The 17,665-nt window shown below is 37.0% G+C and carries 17 protein-coding genes; 5 read left to right on the forward strand and 12 right to left on the reverse strand.

Going from position 1 to position 17,665, the window contains the following annotated elements:
• Positions 1-30 precede the first annotated feature (30 nt).
• A complete protein-coding gene (locus ACPF9A_RS08430; protein WP_424003478.1) occupies positions 31-2,775 on the forward strand; it encodes a PD-(D/E)XK nuclease family protein in 2,745 nt (914 codons plus the stop codon).
• A gap of 2 nt (positions 2,776-2,777) precedes the next feature.
• Here ACPF9A_RS08430 and ACPF9A_RS08435 read toward each other — a convergent pair whose 3' ends face one another.
• Positions 2,778-3,488 (reverse strand): SDR family oxidoreductase, encoded by a 711-nt coding sequence (locus ACPF9A_RS08435; protein WP_424003480.1) that lies wholly within the window; start codon positions 3,486-3,488, stop codon positions 2,778-2,780.
• A gap of 116 nt (positions 3,489-3,604) precedes the next feature.
• Between ACPF9A_RS08435 and ACPF9A_RS08440 the strand changes: the two genes are divergently transcribed.
• A complete protein-coding gene (locus ACPF9A_RS08440) occupies positions 3,605-4,945 on the forward strand; it encodes a sugar porter family MFS transporter (protein ID WP_424003482.1) in 1,341 nt (446 codons plus the stop codon).
• A gap of 96 nt (positions 4,946-5,041) precedes the next feature.
• On the opposite strand, the gene ACPF9A_RS08445 is transcribed toward ACPF9A_RS08440, so the two are convergent.
• The 9 genes from ACPF9A_RS08445 to ACPF9A_RS08485 all read right to left on the reverse strand — a co-directional run bounded on the left by ACPF9A_RS08445 (position 5,042) and on the right by ACPF9A_RS08485 (position 10,502).
• Complete coding sequence (locus ACPF9A_RS08445) at positions 5,042-5,341, reverse strand: antibiotic biosynthesis monooxygenase family protein (RefSeq protein WP_424003484.1); 300 nt, start codon at positions 5,339-5,341, stop codon at positions 5,042-5,044.
• Positions 5,338-5,673, reverse strand: coding sequence for a n-acetylglutamate synthase (locus ACPF9A_RS08450; RefSeq protein ID WP_424003486.1), 336 nt, complete (start codon positions 5,671-5,673; stop codon positions 5,338-5,340). Before ACPF9A_RS08450 ends, ACPF9A_RS08445 begins: the two co-directional genes overlap by 4 nt.
• A gap of 171 nt (positions 5,674-5,844) precedes the next feature.
• On the reverse strand, positions 5,845-6,246 hold the full coding sequence (locus tag ACPF9A_RS08455) for a biotin/lipoyl-containing protein (protein WP_424003488.1): 402 nt from the start codon (positions 6,244-6,246) through the stop codon (positions 5,845-5,847).
• A gap of 33 nt (positions 6,247-6,279) precedes the next feature.
• Positions 6,280-6,897 (reverse strand): hypothetical protein, encoded by a 618-nt coding sequence (locus ACPF9A_RS08460; protein WP_424003490.1) that lies wholly within the window; start codon positions 6,895-6,897, stop codon positions 6,280-6,282.
• Positions 6,897-7,469: a hypothetical protein gene (locus ACPF9A_RS08465; protein WP_424003492.1), complete on the reverse strand. Its 573-nt coding sequence runs from the start codon at positions 7,467-7,469 to the stop codon at positions 6,897-6,899. Before ACPF9A_RS08465 ends, ACPF9A_RS08460 begins: the two co-directional genes overlap by 1 nt.
• A gap of 115 nt (positions 7,470-7,584) precedes the next feature.
• Positions 7,585-8,316, reverse strand: coding sequence for a hypothetical protein (locus ACPF9A_RS08470; RefSeq protein WP_424003494.1), 732 nt, complete (start codon positions 8,314-8,316; stop codon positions 7,585-7,587).
• A gap of 249 nt (positions 8,317-8,565) precedes the next feature.
• Complete coding sequence (locus ACPF9A_RS08475) at positions 8,566-9,348, reverse strand: DUF1828 domain-containing protein (RefSeq protein WP_424003496.1); 783 nt, start codon at positions 9,346-9,348, stop codon at positions 8,566-8,568.
• Positions 9,345-9,842 (reverse strand): DUF6978 family protein, encoded by a 498-nt coding sequence (locus tag ACPF9A_RS08480; RefSeq protein WP_424003498.1) that lies wholly within the window; start codon positions 9,840-9,842, stop codon positions 9,345-9,347. The genes ACPF9A_RS08475 and ACPF9A_RS08480 overlap by 4 nt, the downstream gene beginning before the upstream one ends.
• Before the next feature lie 477 nt (positions 9,843-10,319).
• Positions 10,320-10,502 (reverse strand): hypothetical protein, encoded by a 183-nt coding sequence (locus ACPF9A_RS08485; protein ID WP_424003500.1) that lies wholly within the window; start codon positions 10,500-10,502, stop codon positions 10,320-10,322.
• Between the two features lie 1,239 nt (positions 10,503-11,741).
• Between ACPF9A_RS08485 and ACPF9A_RS08490 the strand changes: the two genes are divergently transcribed.
• Together ACPF9A_RS08490 and ACPF9A_RS08495 are read left to right on the forward strand one after the other, a co-directional pair.
• Entirely contained in the window at positions 11,742-12,347 is a 606-nt protein-coding gene (locus ACPF9A_RS08490) for a tyrosine-type recombinase/integrase (protein ID WP_423997595.1), read from the forward strand.
• On the forward strand, positions 12,347-13,495 hold the full coding sequence (locus tag ACPF9A_RS08495; protein ID WP_424003502.1) for an IS91 family transposase: 1,149 nt from the start codon (positions 12,347-12,349) through the stop codon (positions 13,493-13,495). Before ACPF9A_RS08490 ends, ACPF9A_RS08495 begins: the two co-directional genes overlap by 1 nt.
• 285 nt (positions 13,496-13,780) lie before the next feature.
• On the opposite strand, the gene ACPF9A_RS08500 is transcribed toward ACPF9A_RS08495, so the two are convergent.
• Positions 13,781-14,449, reverse strand: coding sequence for a hypothetical protein (locus tag ACPF9A_RS08500; RefSeq protein ID WP_424003504.1), 669 nt, complete (start codon positions 14,447-14,449; stop codon positions 13,781-13,783).
• Between the two features lie 76 nt (positions 14,450-14,525).
• Positions 14,526-16,043 (reverse strand): IS1182 family transposase, encoded by a 1,518-nt coding sequence (locus tag ACPF9A_RS08505; protein ID WP_423997090.1) that lies wholly within the window; start codon positions 16,041-16,043, stop codon positions 14,526-14,528.
• 456 nt (positions 16,044-16,499) lie between these two features.
• On the opposite strand from ACPF9A_RS08505, the gene ACPF9A_RS08510 reads away from it, so the two are divergent.
• Positions 16,500-17,573: an IS110 family transposase gene (locus ACPF9A_RS08510; protein ID WP_423999762.1), complete on the forward strand. Its 1,074-nt coding sequence runs from the start codon at positions 16,500-16,502 to the stop codon at positions 17,571-17,573.
• Positions 17,574-17,665 lie beyond the last annotated feature (92 nt).

A 17,665-nucleotide genomic window follows, 5' to 3' on the forward strand; every position in this document is an offset into this window, starting at 1 on the left:
ATTATTGCGGAGCTTTTTTATTTTTACACAATGCAGAGCTTTATACAAGATGTAGTACTAGACGTTTTAAAAAATAACCCAGATACTGGTAAAGTAGTATTTATTCTACCCAGTAAAAGAGCGGGTGTATTTCTTAAAAAAATACTTTCACAATCACTAACACAAACCGTACTTGCACCTGAAATCTATAGTATAGAAGATTTCATTGAAAAGGTTTCTAACCTTGTAACCGCAAATACTACCACACAATTATTTGAACTCTATAATGCCTATTTAAAAGTCGGCGATTATGAAAAGGAATCTTTCGATTCTTTTTTAAAATGGGGACAAATACTATTACAAGATTTTAATGAAGTAGACCGTTACTTAGTTGACGCTTCTACCCTATACCAAAACGTTGCCGCCATACAAGAAGTCAACCATTGGTCATTAAATCCTGATAATTCTGAAATGATTGAAAACTACCTTCACTTCTGGAGGTATTTAGAAGACATCTACCATCAATTCAATGGTAGGTTACTAGAACAGGGACTCGGTCATCAGGGACTCATTTACAAAACATCGGTATCGGAATTACCTAACTATCTAAATTCAACCAACAAAAAACATATATTTCTTGGCTTTAATGCCTTGAATACTGCAGAGAGTATTCTAATACAGACTATTCTTGAAAAAACAGATTCATCAATCTACTGGGACATTGACCCCTACTTTTTGCAAGACAACATTCATGACGCCGGTTACTTTATAAGAAACTATCAAAGCACATGGAACGTTTTAAAGGGAAAACCTCTTGTTGGACTCACCAATTACTACAATACCGAAAAACATATTGAAATTATAGGGGTGCCTAAAAACATCTCTCAAGTAAATTATGTAGGCGATTTATTATACAAAATTCAGAATGACTCACCAGATGCGCTACGCAATGCAGCGATTATACTTGGTAATGAAGAATTATTAAATCCGTTATTAAATTCTATTCCCGATAATATACCTGCTACGAATATTACAATGGGTCAAAAACTAGCCTCTACAACACTAGCGAGCTTTTTCACCAACCTTATAGAGTTTCACCAACAAAAGACAGAAAAAGGATGGTTCTACAAGCACTTACTTAATCTTTTGACACATTCGTATGCCGTACTATTATTTGATGCAAATCAAGTCTCTACAGAGCTTTTAATATCAAAAATTAAAACAAATAACTGGTCATACATCACTAATGCACAAATACGTGAACTATTACCAGATAATGGTACCATCACATTACTTTTCGAAGATGTAAAAAATAATCCGAATCGGCTTATTGATAATTTTTTAGCGCTGATTCAGTCGATTCGGGTTATTGAGGTTGTCAAGCAGAATTCTTTATTATTAGAACAGCTATACAAGTTTTTCACCCTATTTAATCAACTGAAAGATTTATGTACCAGTTTTACCTACATCAATAATCTTAAAAGTTTAAAACATCTGTTTTCACAGCTATTAAGCTCAGAAACTTTAGATTTTCAGGGGAATCCTATTGAAGGTATTCAGATTATGGGAATGCTAGAAAGTCGCTTGTTAGATTTTGAAACCATCATTATCACCTCTGTCAACGAAGGTGTTTTGCCATCGGGTAAGTCTAACAATTCATTTATTCCGTACGACCTAAAAATCAAAAACGGATTACCGACCTACAAAGAGAAAGATGCTGTTTATACGTATCACTTCTATCGTTTATTACAACGTGCCAAAAATGTATATATATTGTACAATACCGAACCAGATGCATTGGAAGGCGGAGAACGAAGTCGATTGATTACACAGTTACTGACCGATGACAATAGAACCGATATCAAATCTTTTATTGCCACGCCTACTATACAACCTATTACAAAAACAATCGAACAGGTTGAAAAAACCCCTTCGCTAGTAACTCTTATTCAAGACAAAGCGAGAAAAGGTTTTTCACCTAGTTCACTCAGTAATTACATTAGAAACCCTATCGATTTCTACAAGCAAAATTTATTAAATATCAACGAGGTATTACAAGTAGAAGAAACCTTGGCACCCAATACTTTCGGTACCATTGTTCATGATAGTTTAGAGGGATTGTATACCCCTTTAATTGGTAAACCTCTTACGGCAGATTTACTAAATGGAATTCGAAAAGGAATACCTACCATTGTAGCTCAGAATTTTGAAAAAACTTTCAAAGACGGAAACATCAGTTCTGGTAAAAACTATATTTCTTTTCATGTAATTCTTAAATACATACAAACGTTTATAGATGTAGAGGTTAAAGAACTTGCCGACCATAGTATTACCATTATCGCTTTAGAACAATCGCTCTCGGTACCTTTAGAAGTTGCCGGATTAGATTTTCCCATCATCTTAAAAGGAAAATTAGACCGTGTAGATGAATATGACGGAATTACCCGTATTATAGATTATAAAACCGGGAAAGTAGAACGCCGTAATGTAGAGATTGTAGAATGGGATATTTTAACAGAAGAGTATCAGTTCAGTAAAGCCTTTCAATTGCTTTGTTACGGATTAATGTTTTCTAAAACCCATCCCGCAGAAAACCTATCTATTCAAGCAGGTATCATTTCGCTAAAGAATTTTGCAGCAGGCACGTTGCTATTCGCACAAAAAGAATCTGCCCGAGCAACCACAAAAAACCACATTATAACGAATGAGGTCATTTCTGACTTCGAGCAGATACTTGGTCAGTTAATTACAGAAATATGTAATGCTGACATTCCGTTTACCGAAAAAGAAGTCTAAAATTACTTCTTATCTGGTCTTGTAGGCCTTACCTCAATTTTACTAGGTAAGGTTCTTTCGTTCATTTTCAATAAGTCTAACACCAACTCACCGATATCTTCTGGTTGAATTTTCCATTTATCGGCATCACTCGTGGCGGTATGACCAAAATTTGTAGCCACAGAACCTGGCATGATCGTAGATACTTTTATATCATACTTACGTAAATCTAACATTGCCGCCTGTGTAAAACCTACTACTCCGAATTTAGAGGCATTATACCCTGCCCCGTTTGCGAAGAAGTTGGTACCAGCCAAACTAGCCAAGGTAATGTAATACCCTTTTGACTTCTTTAAAGCTTCTACAGATGCTTTTAGTGAATGAAAAGCCCCGTTTAAGTTGGTATCTATCATTTGATGCCACTCTTCATCTGTCATCTCATCGATAGGTGCAAAATTACCTACTCCGGCATTTGCCAAGACTACATCTACTTGACCCCATTTCTCCAGTATTTTTGCAACGGCAGCTTTTTCATCTGCCATTTTGCCGACATTAGAGACAATACCTAAAACAGCATCATTATTTAATTCTTTTAGCGCCTGGTCAACACTACTCTGTGATCTACCGCTAATAGCCACTCTCATACCCTGCCCTAGCAGTGTTTGTGCTACAGCGAAACCAATACCTTTTGTGCCTCCTGTTATATAGGCTACTTTATTTTTTAAATCTTTCATCGTTCCATTTTTAATAATATCACAAGTTAGCAATTCTCTAAATTTTTTGTTGTCCTATTAGATTAAGAATTAACGGTTATCATTGATTATATTTAACATCAACTTAATACTCAACCATGAACAAAATAATCGTTTGGTCAATTACCGTAGCACTTGCAGGTTTTTTATTCGGATTTGATACCGTAGTAATTTCAGGAGCAAACGAACCTATTAAACAACTTTGGAACACTTCGCCGCTATTTCATGGTACTTTTATTATGAGTATGGCACTTTGGGGTACTGTATTCGGTTCTCTGTTTGGTGGTATACCTACCAAAAACCTAGGTCGTAAAAAGACCTTACTTTGGGTCGGTATTCTATTTTTGGTTTCTGCCGTAGGTTCTGCATTGGCGCAAGATCCGTATTCATTCTCTGCATTTCGTTTTATTGGTGGTGTCGGCGTAGGTATTTCAACTGTTGCCGCCCCTATTTATATTTCTGAGATTACCTCAAAAGAAAATCGTGGTAAACTGGTAGGGCTTTATCAATTTTGGTTGGTATTCGGTATTTTAATCGCCTTTGTCTCTAACTGGCTGTTAAAAGGTTTTGACGGAATAAATGATTGGCGTTGGATGTTGGGCGTAGAAGCCATACCGGCATTAATATATACAGTCATGGTTTTGACCGTACCGGAAAGCCCAAGATGGTTGGCTCTTCATAAAAAGGATGATGACGCTGCCTTGAAAATACTAGAGATCATACACCCAGAAGAAAAGGCTGCACAGCAATTGGCAGAAATAAAAACGGACCTTAAGCATTCTACCAAAAGTGAACGTCTTTTTCAAAAGAAGTATTCGAAAGTGCTTTATCTCGCCTTTTTTATTGCCTTTTTCAATCAACTATCTGGTATTAACTTTGTACTATACTATGCTCCTGAAATATTAGAACAGGCGGGCTTGGGTGGTAAAGAATCGCTATTTAATTCCATAGCCATCGGTGCCGTAAACCTTGTATTTACTTTTATCGGTATACGGTTGTTAGATAAATTAGGAAGACGACAATTGATCATCATTGGATCTATTGGCTATATTATTAGTTTGATTATGGTGGGACTCTGTTTTCAGATGGATTTAGGCTCAACCCTAACCCTTACCTTCATTTGTACATTTGTTGCCTCTCATGCTATTGGGCAAGGTGCCGTAATTTGGGTATTTATCTCAGAAATATTCCCCAACAGTGTTCGTGCCTACGGACAATCTTGGGGTGTTAGTATACATTGGGTATTTGCAGCGATCATTACATTGATTACTCCGTTTTTCTTAGACAGCGCACAAGGTATTTTGAAAGATCAAGTGTGGTATATCTACTATTTCTTCTGTGCTATGATGGTATTGCAGCTTATTTGGGCAATTACCAAAATGCCGGAAACCAAAGGGGTTTCTTTAGAGGAATTAAGCAAGGAGTTGGTGAAGGAGTAAAGAATTATAACCCATTATTACAGTAAAAAGACAGACAACTATTGTTATAGCTTGACTGTCTTTTTCTTGATACTTTTTCAATAAAAATTATTATAATTATTTGTTTTCAAAAACCGTTTCATAATGGTTTACCGATGGAAAAGGTTCGTAATAGTCGTGTAATAATTCTTTCCATTTTATGTAACCTTTAGATTTTCGAAAGCCTATTTCATGACTTTCTACATCTATCCAATCTACTAATAATATGTATTGCCCATCATTCTCAATACATTTACGCAAGGTATGTGAACAATATCCATCAATTGCCTGAATGTATTCACTAGCGAGTGCAAAATCTGCTTCAAACTTACCTTGTAAATTTGGCTTAACATGTAGTATGGCGACTTCAAGTATCATACTTCTTCTAATACTGATGTTCCTTTTGATTTGTCGCCCGATGTCCATCGCCAAGTTTCATAGAGTCTTATTTTTCCATTTTCCATAATTTCGGGTTTTGAAACACAAATACCTGTCATTAATTCACCCTGTATATTGACCTGATGATATCGCATTTCAATGGTACCATCTAAAGCTACCAAACCGATTAAATGACCTTCTACTATTTGTCCGCCACTGTATGTAGAAGTTAAAACAGTTTCTTTTTGTTTGTATTTAAATAACGTCTCCGCAGATGTTTCTCCGTTAACAGAATTAGATACTGGTCTAAATGTTTTATTGTTATAATTCATGGTGAATGTAGTATCAAATTGATGTGTACTTCTTTTCTAATGTAGTATTCATGAGTTGAGGTTTTACTTCTTTTATCTATTCTGTACTATTTTTTCAGGTGCTGTAAAATGAACGTTTAGATTATGGTCATCAATGTTGGTAAAAGAAAAAAAAGCTCATTGTAGTTTTATTCAAATACCTTCAATTTTACCAAAAACATCACCTGGGGTCAAGGCTATTTTCTTTTCACAGATCCAGATAATTTTGCCATCATAGTAACTTTCAAATTCCATGGTAACGGCTTCGTTTCCAATTGCACATAATACATCACCCGATTTTACCCTATCACCGACTTTTACATACCACTTTTCTAAAACCAGAGGCATCTGATTTCCCAAATCTGGAGATATACACACACTTATTTCTCCTTTCTTTAGCTCTGGAGCGACAAAAGCATTAGATTTTAGGTCTTCTTTGTTCATTTCTTCAATAGACCTAAAATGAGGATTAGCTTTAAGATCCTCCCTATACTGGGCGCTTTTCTTATTATACTCAAAAAGCTTAGCTAAATATGCTTCTATTATTTTTATCAAATTGTATATGGTTTACTATTAAGATGAATTTATTTAAGCTAGTTCTTCAGACACAACCTCAACAGTATCACCATTGGCATTTGTTGCCCATATTTGTAATGTGTCATAACCATTTCGTTTTACACTCTCAAATTCTACTTTAGTGCCGTCAATGAGTTCTAAAAACCCATGCTCATCCACATCTTCCCTAAACTCATCTTCATAATCAATACCATTATACGTGCTTATGGTAATTTCAAAAACTTCATTGCCATTACTGCCTTTATACAGATTTTCTACTGGTCTATTGATAATTTGTTCATGCGTAAAAGTATCGCAAAACATAGAGTTGTACCCGTGTTTACAACCATCAAACAACAGTATTTCTTCACCTGAAACTACATCAACTGCATATACTAAAGCAGGTGCAAAATCTGTCTCAACAATAAGATTGCTATAATCCTCATGAAGCGCTCCGTAGAATTTAATTTTGAATTTTCTGTTCACTGTGGCAGTCCTTAGTTCTCTGCGCCATTCATGTGAATGCAAGTCTTTAGGATTGTCAATATGTTCAGTAAAGCCTTTAAGAAATATTGGTCCTAATATTCCGTTGTCCGTGTTTAAGATATCGGACTTATTATTCCCTTTTTTAAACAAATCGAAAATTCCCATTATTTAATTTTTATCTGTATGACTACAGAAGTAAGGGGTATTGCAAAAACACCTTCATCATTTAACAAGAAAATAATATCCTTAGTCTTGCCAATTAACTTACCCTGCTTTATTTCATTATCAATCATAGTAATAGTAATATCTCTTTGATTGGTTATTTTTTTCTTCGTGTATTTTCCATAAAAACCCGCAGATAAAAACAAGTAAATTATAAAGCTTATTGCTATAACAGTAATTCTGTATTCTTTAAACCACTTCTTTTTATCACGACCTAAATTCATTTTTGAATATGATTCAGGCCATTTTTTAAGCCATACATAATCTAGGTAGAAAAGTATAGAAATAAACAATGTAGATGCCGCTGCAAAAAGGATAATATAAAAATCAGAAAAAGGTGCAATCAAAAAGTCAAAGACATCTGCATAATCAAATATATTAATACCGAATTCAGCATACTTTTTATAGTTGAAAATCATACCTATACCAACTGCCAACAGATAACACACTGTAAGTACAGTTTGTATTTCTTTTATAATTAGTTCATATGTATCTTTTATTAAGCCTTCTTTCATTTTCTAAAAATAAGGATTAAGGTTGAGTGAAGTACTTTGACTTGATACATATAATAAAAAAAGCTCAAAGAATCTAATTTTAGCAGGTATGAGCCTATAATATTAGTGTCTCAGATTAAGGAAGAATTTGTTTGTTTTTTATCTTAGTACTTTGTTGTGCGTTCGTTTTTATTTTTCGGTCAATTTCATCCAATTCCTCAATCGTGTGAAATCCGTCATCTCCTTTTTTCGTTAATTTCGTTTTTATTTTTCCAGCAGACCAAAATATAAAATCCAATTTTTTCATTTCGGACAACTTATTGTCTTTAAAAATTTGGTCAAAAAGGCCAATTGTTTCTGGTAAAAGAATTTGATTAATTATTTGCTCGTAGCCATTTTGAATTTTGTCAAGTTGGTCTAAATACTTATCCAATTTAATTTCAAATTCCGATTGATATGGTCTTGACATAGAAAACATTTTCGCAACTTCGCTATCGTAAATCGGCATTATGTCGTCAATTGTATTAAACATCTTTGTTACAAATGAAAACTGCACTGTGTTTTGTCCTTTTCTGTTTGGAAGCGAGTAAAGTCTGCGTAATACTTTTTCAAAGTCAAACTGTTTTTCGTTCCGATTTTGTTCTAATATTTTAAAATACTCTTTTTTAAATTCAGGTGTAAGTCCAGCGTTGTCAATTCGGTAAAAACTCCTAAAAACAAATTGGAATAGATAATTTTCATTAACATTCGATTTCTTAAATTCGATTTTTAGAAAATTATAAACATCGACACTTTCTTGGTCGATATTCTGAATAATTTCAGTCGAATTGTTTTCAATCCAGTCAGTTATTTCTCTTATTTTTTTCATTAAGTTTTCCTAGATTTTGACTTTTAATACGATTTTTTTTAAATTATGTCCAACGACTGAGCTATGAACAGCACGGGAGCAAACTAGCGTTTGCTTTCCGCCACGCACGTAGCGAAATCTTTTGGTTTTGTTTTTTCTTTTTTGTGTCAAAGCGAAATCCCAAAGAATTCGCGACCTCATAAAAACACGCAAACCTTAGCGTTTAAGCCCTAAGCCCGTATTGTTTATAGGTTTATTGTAAGTAGTATTTTATGCGACTAGAAGGTCTTTATTAGCTCTAGTATCTCTTTCTGACCATAAAATATAACTTGCGTTCTTTGATTTTAAAGCATCAAGGAATTCATTTTTAACACGCTTCTCTGAATCATTTATAACAGCAATTGCGCGTACATCTTTTTTTGTCGATTTCTCTCGAACAGGTTTAATATCTTCCCAAGAGAATAGAAAAGTGGATAGTTTCTGTTTGTTGACTGTATTAAATGATTTAATTACGATTTCTTTACTTTTTTGAGCTATTTGAAAATCAAAATTAAATTCTAATCCAGTTGCACCTTTTGAGATGAAATCAGGAGTATATATAATATCTTGGGAGTCAAGATAATTTCTAACGTCTTCTTTGAAAATAGAGGCAACGTTATTTTTCGATAATACGTAAAGGTCATTTACTTCTATTATAGCTTGCAAAAAATTATGTTTGGATTGAGAAAAATTCTCGAAATTTGTTTCTACAATAATTTCATTGTTTACACAAGTTAAACCATAGCTTAGAAGAATAGAGTCTAATAAATCCCTTCTCTTTTTTGAACCTTGGATATGAAGACCTTGTAACTCTAAATTAGCCATTGTTTCTCCATTATCACTCAAAGTTAATTGGTCCCCTTGCTTTCTAGCATATATCTCTATTGAGTCATTAAAAGCCCCCAAAAAAGGAGTGTTAATTACGAACCAATCGGTCGTAGAACCTTGCTGGATAAAAGTTTTTTCTCTTAACCACTTATAATAATCATCTACGTATGTGTTAACCCAATTCACAATATTGCTTGTTGAACGTTAATTAGAGATTTAAGATTTATTAACCTTGCGAAATTAGTTATTAAATCAGACAAGTCTGAAGCATCATTTATTTCTTTGATAGGAAAATCAGTATCCACTAAAGGAATCGCCCAAGCTAGAGGTTTGTAACCCTCCACAAATACGTGCATATGATGGTCCTCTGGTTCAAACCATTTGCCAGCATAAGGTTTTAGATACTCTGGAAGAGTATCCATAATTCCTGTTGGATTCTGATGAGTTCCTTTAAAATCTATTCGCAGAAGGTTAACAAAAGTGTTGCTTTCTAAATGATGAATAGAGGTTTTAAGTATAATTTTTTGGTTAGAAGTCATTTCCACCCAAAAGTTTCTTTCAGAGTCTTGATGCGAGACTAATTCCAGCCGATTCTTTTTGTTTTTTAAGTCAATTATCTGATGAGGGTCAGCTAAGACTTTTTCCAGTTTCATTAAATAATCTGCTTCTTGGTTGGTCAATTTTTTATTTTTTTAATATTACTTACAACGTCTTAGCTAAGCGTAGTGCGGAGGCAAGTAAACTTTTCGTTTCCGTCTGAGCACGAAGCTAAAGCTTATTGTTTTGCTTTTTCTTTTTTTGTTCCAAAGCTAAATCCATAAGATTTAGCGACTTTATAAATATACACAGACCTTTCGGTTTTGCTTTAAAGTCTGCATTACGTTTAGGTTTTGTTGTAAAAAGTGTTTTTTTGTGCTGCTGACGTTCTAATTACGTAACAAAAGCTTTTCTTACTAACTATCATTCGGATAGTGGCAAGCTAGCGTAATGATTGAATGCAACTCTCCACAAATCGGAAAGCCTTTTTTCTTGCCGATTGCGTTTGAGTAAGATGTCGAACTGCGTGCTGTTTAAAATTCCAGCTAACTACTGATTCTCTGAATATATTTAGCCGGCGATCATTATATTTTTAAATACTTCTTTTACAATTAAGAATATTATTTTTTAAAAGCCTTTACTATTTCAGGATAGATAGAAAACAACCCTATAAGTCCAGCTGAAGTAAAAGCGATAGAAGCATATAACGGTTTATCTGTACTAATAAAATATATACCCATAATAACAATTACTAGAGCAATTAACCATGCTCTTTTTTTACTAGTGCTAATCTTTGTTTTCATTTTTTACATTTTTTACAACGTTCTGGCGTCGAGTAGACAAGGGGAATTTCACCCCAAGCCTCTCACAGAACCGTACGTGATAGTCTCCCATCATACGGCTCTTCTGACTTGATACACAAAGATAGCTCATCCTCTTTCAAGTTGGCAGGTTGTGTATTAAACCAGCTCATCCCTTTGCTCCATTTCCATTACAGAAACTTCATCACTACTACGAATGAGTCCGCCACTACATATACTTTTGGTATTCTACCTCTAGGTTGTGCCTATTGTGTATTTCCCTTAGCACGTATATGCAGCTTCCCAAGTTCCATAACTAAGCCCGAATAAAGTTCTTGCCACCTGAATGACGCCAGCCCCACAGAAAATAAATAGGTTACCCCTGTGATTAATGTTCTTTCAAACACTAGTTTTAACTCCGTATCATACTTCGTAGCTTTTGACTGGATGTACCTACTTCTCGACACCTCTTCAGTGGTTCACTTTCGTTCAACTCCTTTATTCATACCTGCCAACCTCGTGGGTTGGATTCTCCTAAACGCTCAGTACCAAGGCTGTTAACCAAAGCACCTTTAGGTGGTTTAGAGCCATCGCCTATACAACGACTCTGATGGATCTACCATCATCTTAATTACAGCATGCAGCACAGTTTATTACCATGACTGCTTCTTGGCACACTAAGAAACGTAGGGCAGGTGATTAGCACTTTCGTTTCGGTTTATTACTTAGCTAAATATAAATATTTTGCTTTTATCTTTTCTACTATAAATGCCAAATTTAAAAATTTGGCGGTCTTCGGAAATATAGACAAACCTTTCGATTAAGTACTTACTAGCTATGTTTTATACACCGTGTTGAACTAATCCTCGTGCCTCGGAAGCTTTTAGTTTGATTATAAAAATACATTATCTTAATGAGTTCATTAAAATCTTAGCATGATGTATTTAAAAAAAGTCAAAGACGATTTTAGAGGTCGCCTTATCAGAAGTCCCCAGATTTAAAGAACTAGCCCTTACTTTAGAAAAGAGTTTTGCCATTAATGGTAAAGCTATCAGTACACTGCGCAACTACCTGCGCTGTCTTGCACACCTGGCCATTTATTACAAATGTAGTCCAGAGGCCCTTAATGAGGAGCAAATAAACGACTATCTCTACCATTGCCAGAACCTGCACAAGACCCCTTCGGAGAGCTTTTTTAAACATACCATCTATGGGCTTCGTGCTGCCTATAAGGTTATGGGGATGGATAAAAAACGCATCAGACTTCCACAGATAAAAAGACAGAAAGACCTTCCTTTGGTACTTAACAAAAAAGAGGTTCGTGAATTATTAAAGGCTCCCAAATACTTAAAACATCGTTTGATATTAGCGATGCTCTACGGCTGTGGTCTGCGCAGCTATGAACTCTGTAATCTCTTACAAGCAGATATAGATTTTGATAGAAAGACTGTGTTTGTGAAAAAACAAAAAGGAAAGGTAGACCGTTATCTTCCCTTGAGTCCCCACCTTGCCCGTGGCCTGAAAACGTATTTCAGGACAGAAAACCCCGTAAAATATGTTTTCAATAGTCAGGTTACCAAAGACGGGGAGGCAGGCCCTCTTACCACAAGGGGCATCCAATGGGTTATCAAGGAATGCCGCTCTAAAGTAAACACCCAAAAGAAATTTACCGCACATACCCTTCGCCATTCCTATGCGACCCACTTACTGGAAGATGGGATGAATATCATGAGTCTAAAGGAACTGCTAGGCCACGCTCATATTGAAACTACCATTGTGTATTTACAGGTGTCCAATATGGGTAGCTCTATGAAGTTTAGTCCACTAGATACTTTATTTACACCCTAGTGCATCCTACATATAAGGTGGCAGATGTGCTGAATTTAGAAGTAGACCATCTGCAGGATATTACTCATAATAGTTGGAACGCGCGAGGGCTGCACGCCATACGTAAATGTCGTACTAAAGCCCTTGGCGGACATTTAGACTGGTGTATGGAGTGTAACAAGCTGCATTTACAATTTAATTCTTGTCGCAACAGGCATTGTCCTACCTGCCAAGGTCATAAGCAGCAAGAGTGGATAGCAGCCAGATCGCAAGAGCTTCTTGCTGTGCCCTATTTTCATGTAGTCTTCACATTACCAGACAGTCTTAATCCTGTGGCACTGCGCAACCCTCAGGTATTGTATAAGATTTTGTTTGATACCGTTTGGGAAACACTCACTGCCTTTGGGAACAATCCCAAGCATCTGGGCGCAAAATTGGGTATGATAGCTGTCTTGCACACCTGGGGACAGAATTTACAATTGCACCCACATTTACATTGCATAGTACCCAAGGGAGGGGTCTCAAAAGCTGGGTTTTGGAAAAAGGGAAAAGGGAAGGATAATTTTCTGTTTTCGGTAAAAGCAATAAGCAAAAAATACCGAGGACTTTTTGTGGCAAAATTACGCAAGGCATTACCAGAATTACCGCAATCCTTATATGATACACTATTCAAAAACGAGTGGGTGGTCTATGCCAAGCCTCCTTTTGGAAGGCCGGAACATGTCATTGAATATTTGGGTAGGTACACGCATAAAATAGCGATTAGCAACCACCGAATATTGAATATCAATAATGAAAAAAGCGAAGTAACTTTTAGCTTAAAAGACTATCGTAAAGGTGGCCAAAAAACAACAATGACCCTCACGAACAAGGAATTTATACGGCGTTTTCAACTCCATATACTCCCTAAAGGATTTACCCGAATACGCCATTATGGGTTTTTGAGTAGTAGTTGGAAAAAGGAGAAACTAACGCTCTTACAACTGCAAGTAGCGGATAAGGATTTATTACATATTGAAACACTTGTAAGACCAGAGAAATCGCTGCACAGGATTTGCCCTAGCTGTAAAAAAGGGGAATTAATCACCCTTTTAACCTTTGATAGCCGTGGCCCACCACAGGATTACCAAAAGACCATAAAACGTAAACTATTGAAATTCAATGTGTAAGAATGGTGCTGAAAAGTGCCCTAGCATACTACTGCCCAAAACGAAGGAAAAACAGGTAAAACCACGCAAATACTCAAAAGGAGTATGGGTTTTACAGCAAAAATTTCTTCATTATGTGGTTTTCTGCAAAAAAGAAAACTGTAGCACCATATAACAATGACCTGCTTCCTTGCCAAGGTCTAGACAAACTTCACGAATTACCCCTTATTTACAATCCCCGGATCAGTCAACAAGTCATATAGCGCTAGCCTATCGGCGCGCCATATGCTTAGTTATTGCCAACAGTTATTTTCTCAACGCTTTTTCAATTCGGTCTTTTGCGTTTAATGGACTTAAATTTAATTTTATCATTTCCGTCGCTATTAATTCCGCTGTAATTCCGCTTCTGTAAATATCTCCAGTTTTTGTTTTTTTATAAAGTTCCAATTGCTCAATATTGTTCTTTAAATCCGAGAAAATTTGTTCGGCAAATTCAGAACTAATTTCATATTCAGTTTTTAACCCGGTCAAAAAGGATTCCGTATAGTAAGTAAATCCGAATTTGTCATTTAAAAACTGAATTTCAAATGGAATTGCAGAAAGCGAGTCAAGAGTATATGATTTAGCCTCATTTATGAATTTAAGTTTGCCTTTCTCAATTTTTTTAAATCCGATTATTTTATAACGATTGGCTGGAATTGGGTTTGTCGTTAGTGGAATTGAATCAATTCTTTCTATCGCAAGGATTTCTTTCTGACCAACTATTTTGTTTTTTAAAATCTTGAATCTTTTTCGGTATTTGGTGGAACATTTGAAATTCGGATTACATTTAAATTCGAAGATTGTATCGTTACTTTTTTTAATTCCAAAAAGTTCATTTCCATTCACAAAATAATATTTGTTGTCAAGCAAGTTTTGAGAGAAAACAGAGTTGCAAATAAATACCAATATTGTTGTTAGTAGGATGTTTTTCATAATTGTTGGCAACGGGAGTTTGCGCAGCAACTCCATTTCGAATAAAAATAAATGATTTGTTTTGATTTATAGGACCCTAAGCGAAGGTTTTATAGCCGGTTCTTTTGTGGTAAACTAAATTTCCAAGAAAAGGAAAGTCGCCCAAAATGGCTGAAATGGCTCCGAATAGGGCAAAAAATATGTCGACAAGCCTTTTGAGCCTGTCCTTCAACACTTTTGGGTCAAGAATGGACACAAGTCTGCTAAGGTTGTAGCATATCATGATCAGGTTTACCTCGGAGAGCACGTTCTGTTTTCCTTTCATCAATGTATGGGTGAAGCCCCATTGTCTTTTGATGGTCCCGAACTGGTGCTCGGTGATCTGTTGCCTGAGCCTATAATATTCCGGATTTTCCTCCACTCTTTTCTGGTTTTCCTCCAAGGCCTCCTGATAAATGGAGCGCTCTATGAAGCGTCCGTTCTTGTTCGTGGTACAAAGGTGCCTTACGGGGCAGACCTTGCAGGCCTGTCGGTTCTTGTAATGCTTGACCTTGTGGCCCGCCTTATTGTAAACGGTTCCATTGGTCACCAATATCTGTCCGTCGGGACAGGTATAGGTATCCATTTCCCTGTCGTATTTAAAATCGACCATGGGATAAAGGCCGTTGTGTTGGGAAGAATGCTCCTTTGGGGATGAGTAAGTTGTTATCCCGTTCTTGGTGCAGATGTCCAGGTGTTTGCCCGTGGTGTACCCTTTATCGGTAAGTGTCCTCATTTTTTCCACGCCCAAAAGTTGCTTTGCATCGAGTGCCATGGGCGAAAGTGCGTGTGTATCGTTTACGGTGCCCGTGTCGTTGTTGACGAAGAGTTTGTATTTTGCATCACACCCTGCCTGCACGTTATAGCCCACATTGATTATGTTGCGGTGCAGTACTACCGATCTGGCATCGGGATCGGTAAGGCTGATCTGTCGTTCCCCACTGGTGCGCAGCTCTTCCCCGATGTTGCGGTATCTTTCCTTCTTCGATTCCTGGTAGGCAATTTTGTCCTGTATTTTTTCGGTATCCGAATCTCCGTCCTCGGCATCAAGTTGTTGTTGGTATTCCAGTATCTTGTTGTCTATGTACTCGATATGGCGGTCGATCTTGTTCTGGTTGAAGTTGTTCTTCAGGGCGTTCTGGGCCCTTATCTTGAAGGAGTCGATGGCAATGGTCTCGCCTTCGATTAGTTCCCAATCCTTGAGCAGCACCACAAAATACCTGAATGCCCCTTTGAAGGCTTTTGGGTTACGCTTTCTGAAATAGGCTATTTTCCTTGCGGACGGCCTTAGTCCCTTCAGGAGCCATATGACCTCGAGGTTTACCTTGCAGGCATGTTCCAATTGGCGGGAGGAGCGCAGTTTGTTCTTGTAGCCGTAGAGATAGAGTTTGAGCATGTCCGAGGAACGATATGGTGGCCTGCCCTCGTTGTTCAGCACGTCCCTGAACCCCAGGTCGCCCATTGGGAGGATATCCACGAACATATCGACGATCCTTGCCCACGAATCGGGACCCAGGCAGGATTCGAAATCCATCATTACGAGTTGGTCCCTGTCAAAACCTGTTATAAAATCCATACCATTAAGATAATCAATATCAATACGTTATGGTATTGGCCGTGCTAAAGGAAATCAACAAAGTTATTAAGAAAGGGTAGGTTTTTGCGCAGTCTGACGGCTGGGCTCGTATGTTTGGTTCTAAGTTTGAAGATAATATATTCTGAATGATAAATTAGTTTAAAGGAAGGGTGATTTCGTGGTTGGGCTAGATACTAAATAGAGATATCGTCGCTTAGGTTTACGCTCTTCCTGAACTGATTTATTAAAGCATTATTTTAGATAATCAATAATAAGCTTAACTAGAAGGGATAATGGCTTTTGGGCTAGATACACTTTAGGGTGATATCGTTTTTTAGAGAGACCTCCCTTCTATAATTTTCTTGGAATCTGAACAGTACCTAGGTCCTTTGGATAGAGATCGAATCAAGTGCGAGCAAAGATGATAAAGAGAATTACAGCTTAAAAACCGAAGAAATGGAAAAGTATTTAAAACAGAGTCTTGGCATCGATGTTTCAAAATTGAACTTGTCATTATCACTAGGTTCCCTAAATGAAAATTTAGTTAAGGAATTCGAGTCCCATCCCGATGTATCCAATGATATAATGGGTTATAAGGTACTCTTGAAATGGCTGAAGGCATCTGTCGATCCCGATGTGGAATTGTTGGTGGTGATGGAAGCCACGGGCGTTTACCATCAAGGTATTGCGCATTTTCTGTACGAGCAGGGCTATAGCGTTTGTGTAATGCAATCCGGTCGTGTAAAGCGCTATGCGCAGAGTTTGGACCAACGTTCCAAAACGGATGCACTCGACAGTAGAATGCTAAGTATGTTAGGTCTGGAAAGGAACATTCGACTATGGCACCCGCCCAGTGAGGAGTTGCAGGAGCTAAAAGGACTGAGCAGGGAACGTAGTTCATTGTTGAACGATAGAACGATGGAGACCAATCGACAAGGAGCTATCGCATCGAGCGTTCATAGTAATGCAAGGGCATTGAAAAGGCACAAGATCAGATTAAAGCTTCTAAACACGCAGATAGCGGCTGTCGAAGAAGATATGCGACTTCTGATCTCTAAAAATGAAGTATTGAAAAGGAAGCTGGATTATTTGATAAGTATACCTGGTATATCGTTTATATCGGCGGCTACGGTGATCGCAGAAACGTTGGGCTTCGAATCTATAGTCAATGCCAAGCAATTGGCGAGCTACGCCGGTTATGATGTGGTATTGAGGGAATCGGGAAACTTCAAGGGAAAGACCAGGATCAGTAAAAAAGGGAACAGCCATATAAGGGCGGTACTGCACATGCCCTCGATGACCTGTGTACGCTGTAACCCAACTTTGAAACAGTTCTACAATAGACTGAAGCCGAACAAGGCAAAGCCGTTGGTGGCACTTGTAGCGGTGCAGAGAAAACTATTGATCTTAATGTACACCTTATGGAAGAACGAAGAAAATTATGATGCTAAATTTGAAATAAAAAAGCAGCAAAAGCATGAAGCTCTTGCTGCGCGGGATAACAGTTTGATAAATCAACCTGTTTCCTAAATTATTAAAGAAAAAACTTGTTTTTCAACACAGTACCTAAGCGTAGTGCGGAGGCAAGGAGACTTTTCGTTTCCGTCAGCGCACGAAGCTAA

This window comes from Maribacter sp. IgM3_T14_3 (genome assembly GCF_049603095.1).
In the GTDB taxonomy this organism is placed as follows: domain Bacteria; phylum Bacteroidota; class Bacteroidia; order Flavobacteriales; family Flavobacteriaceae; genus Maribacter.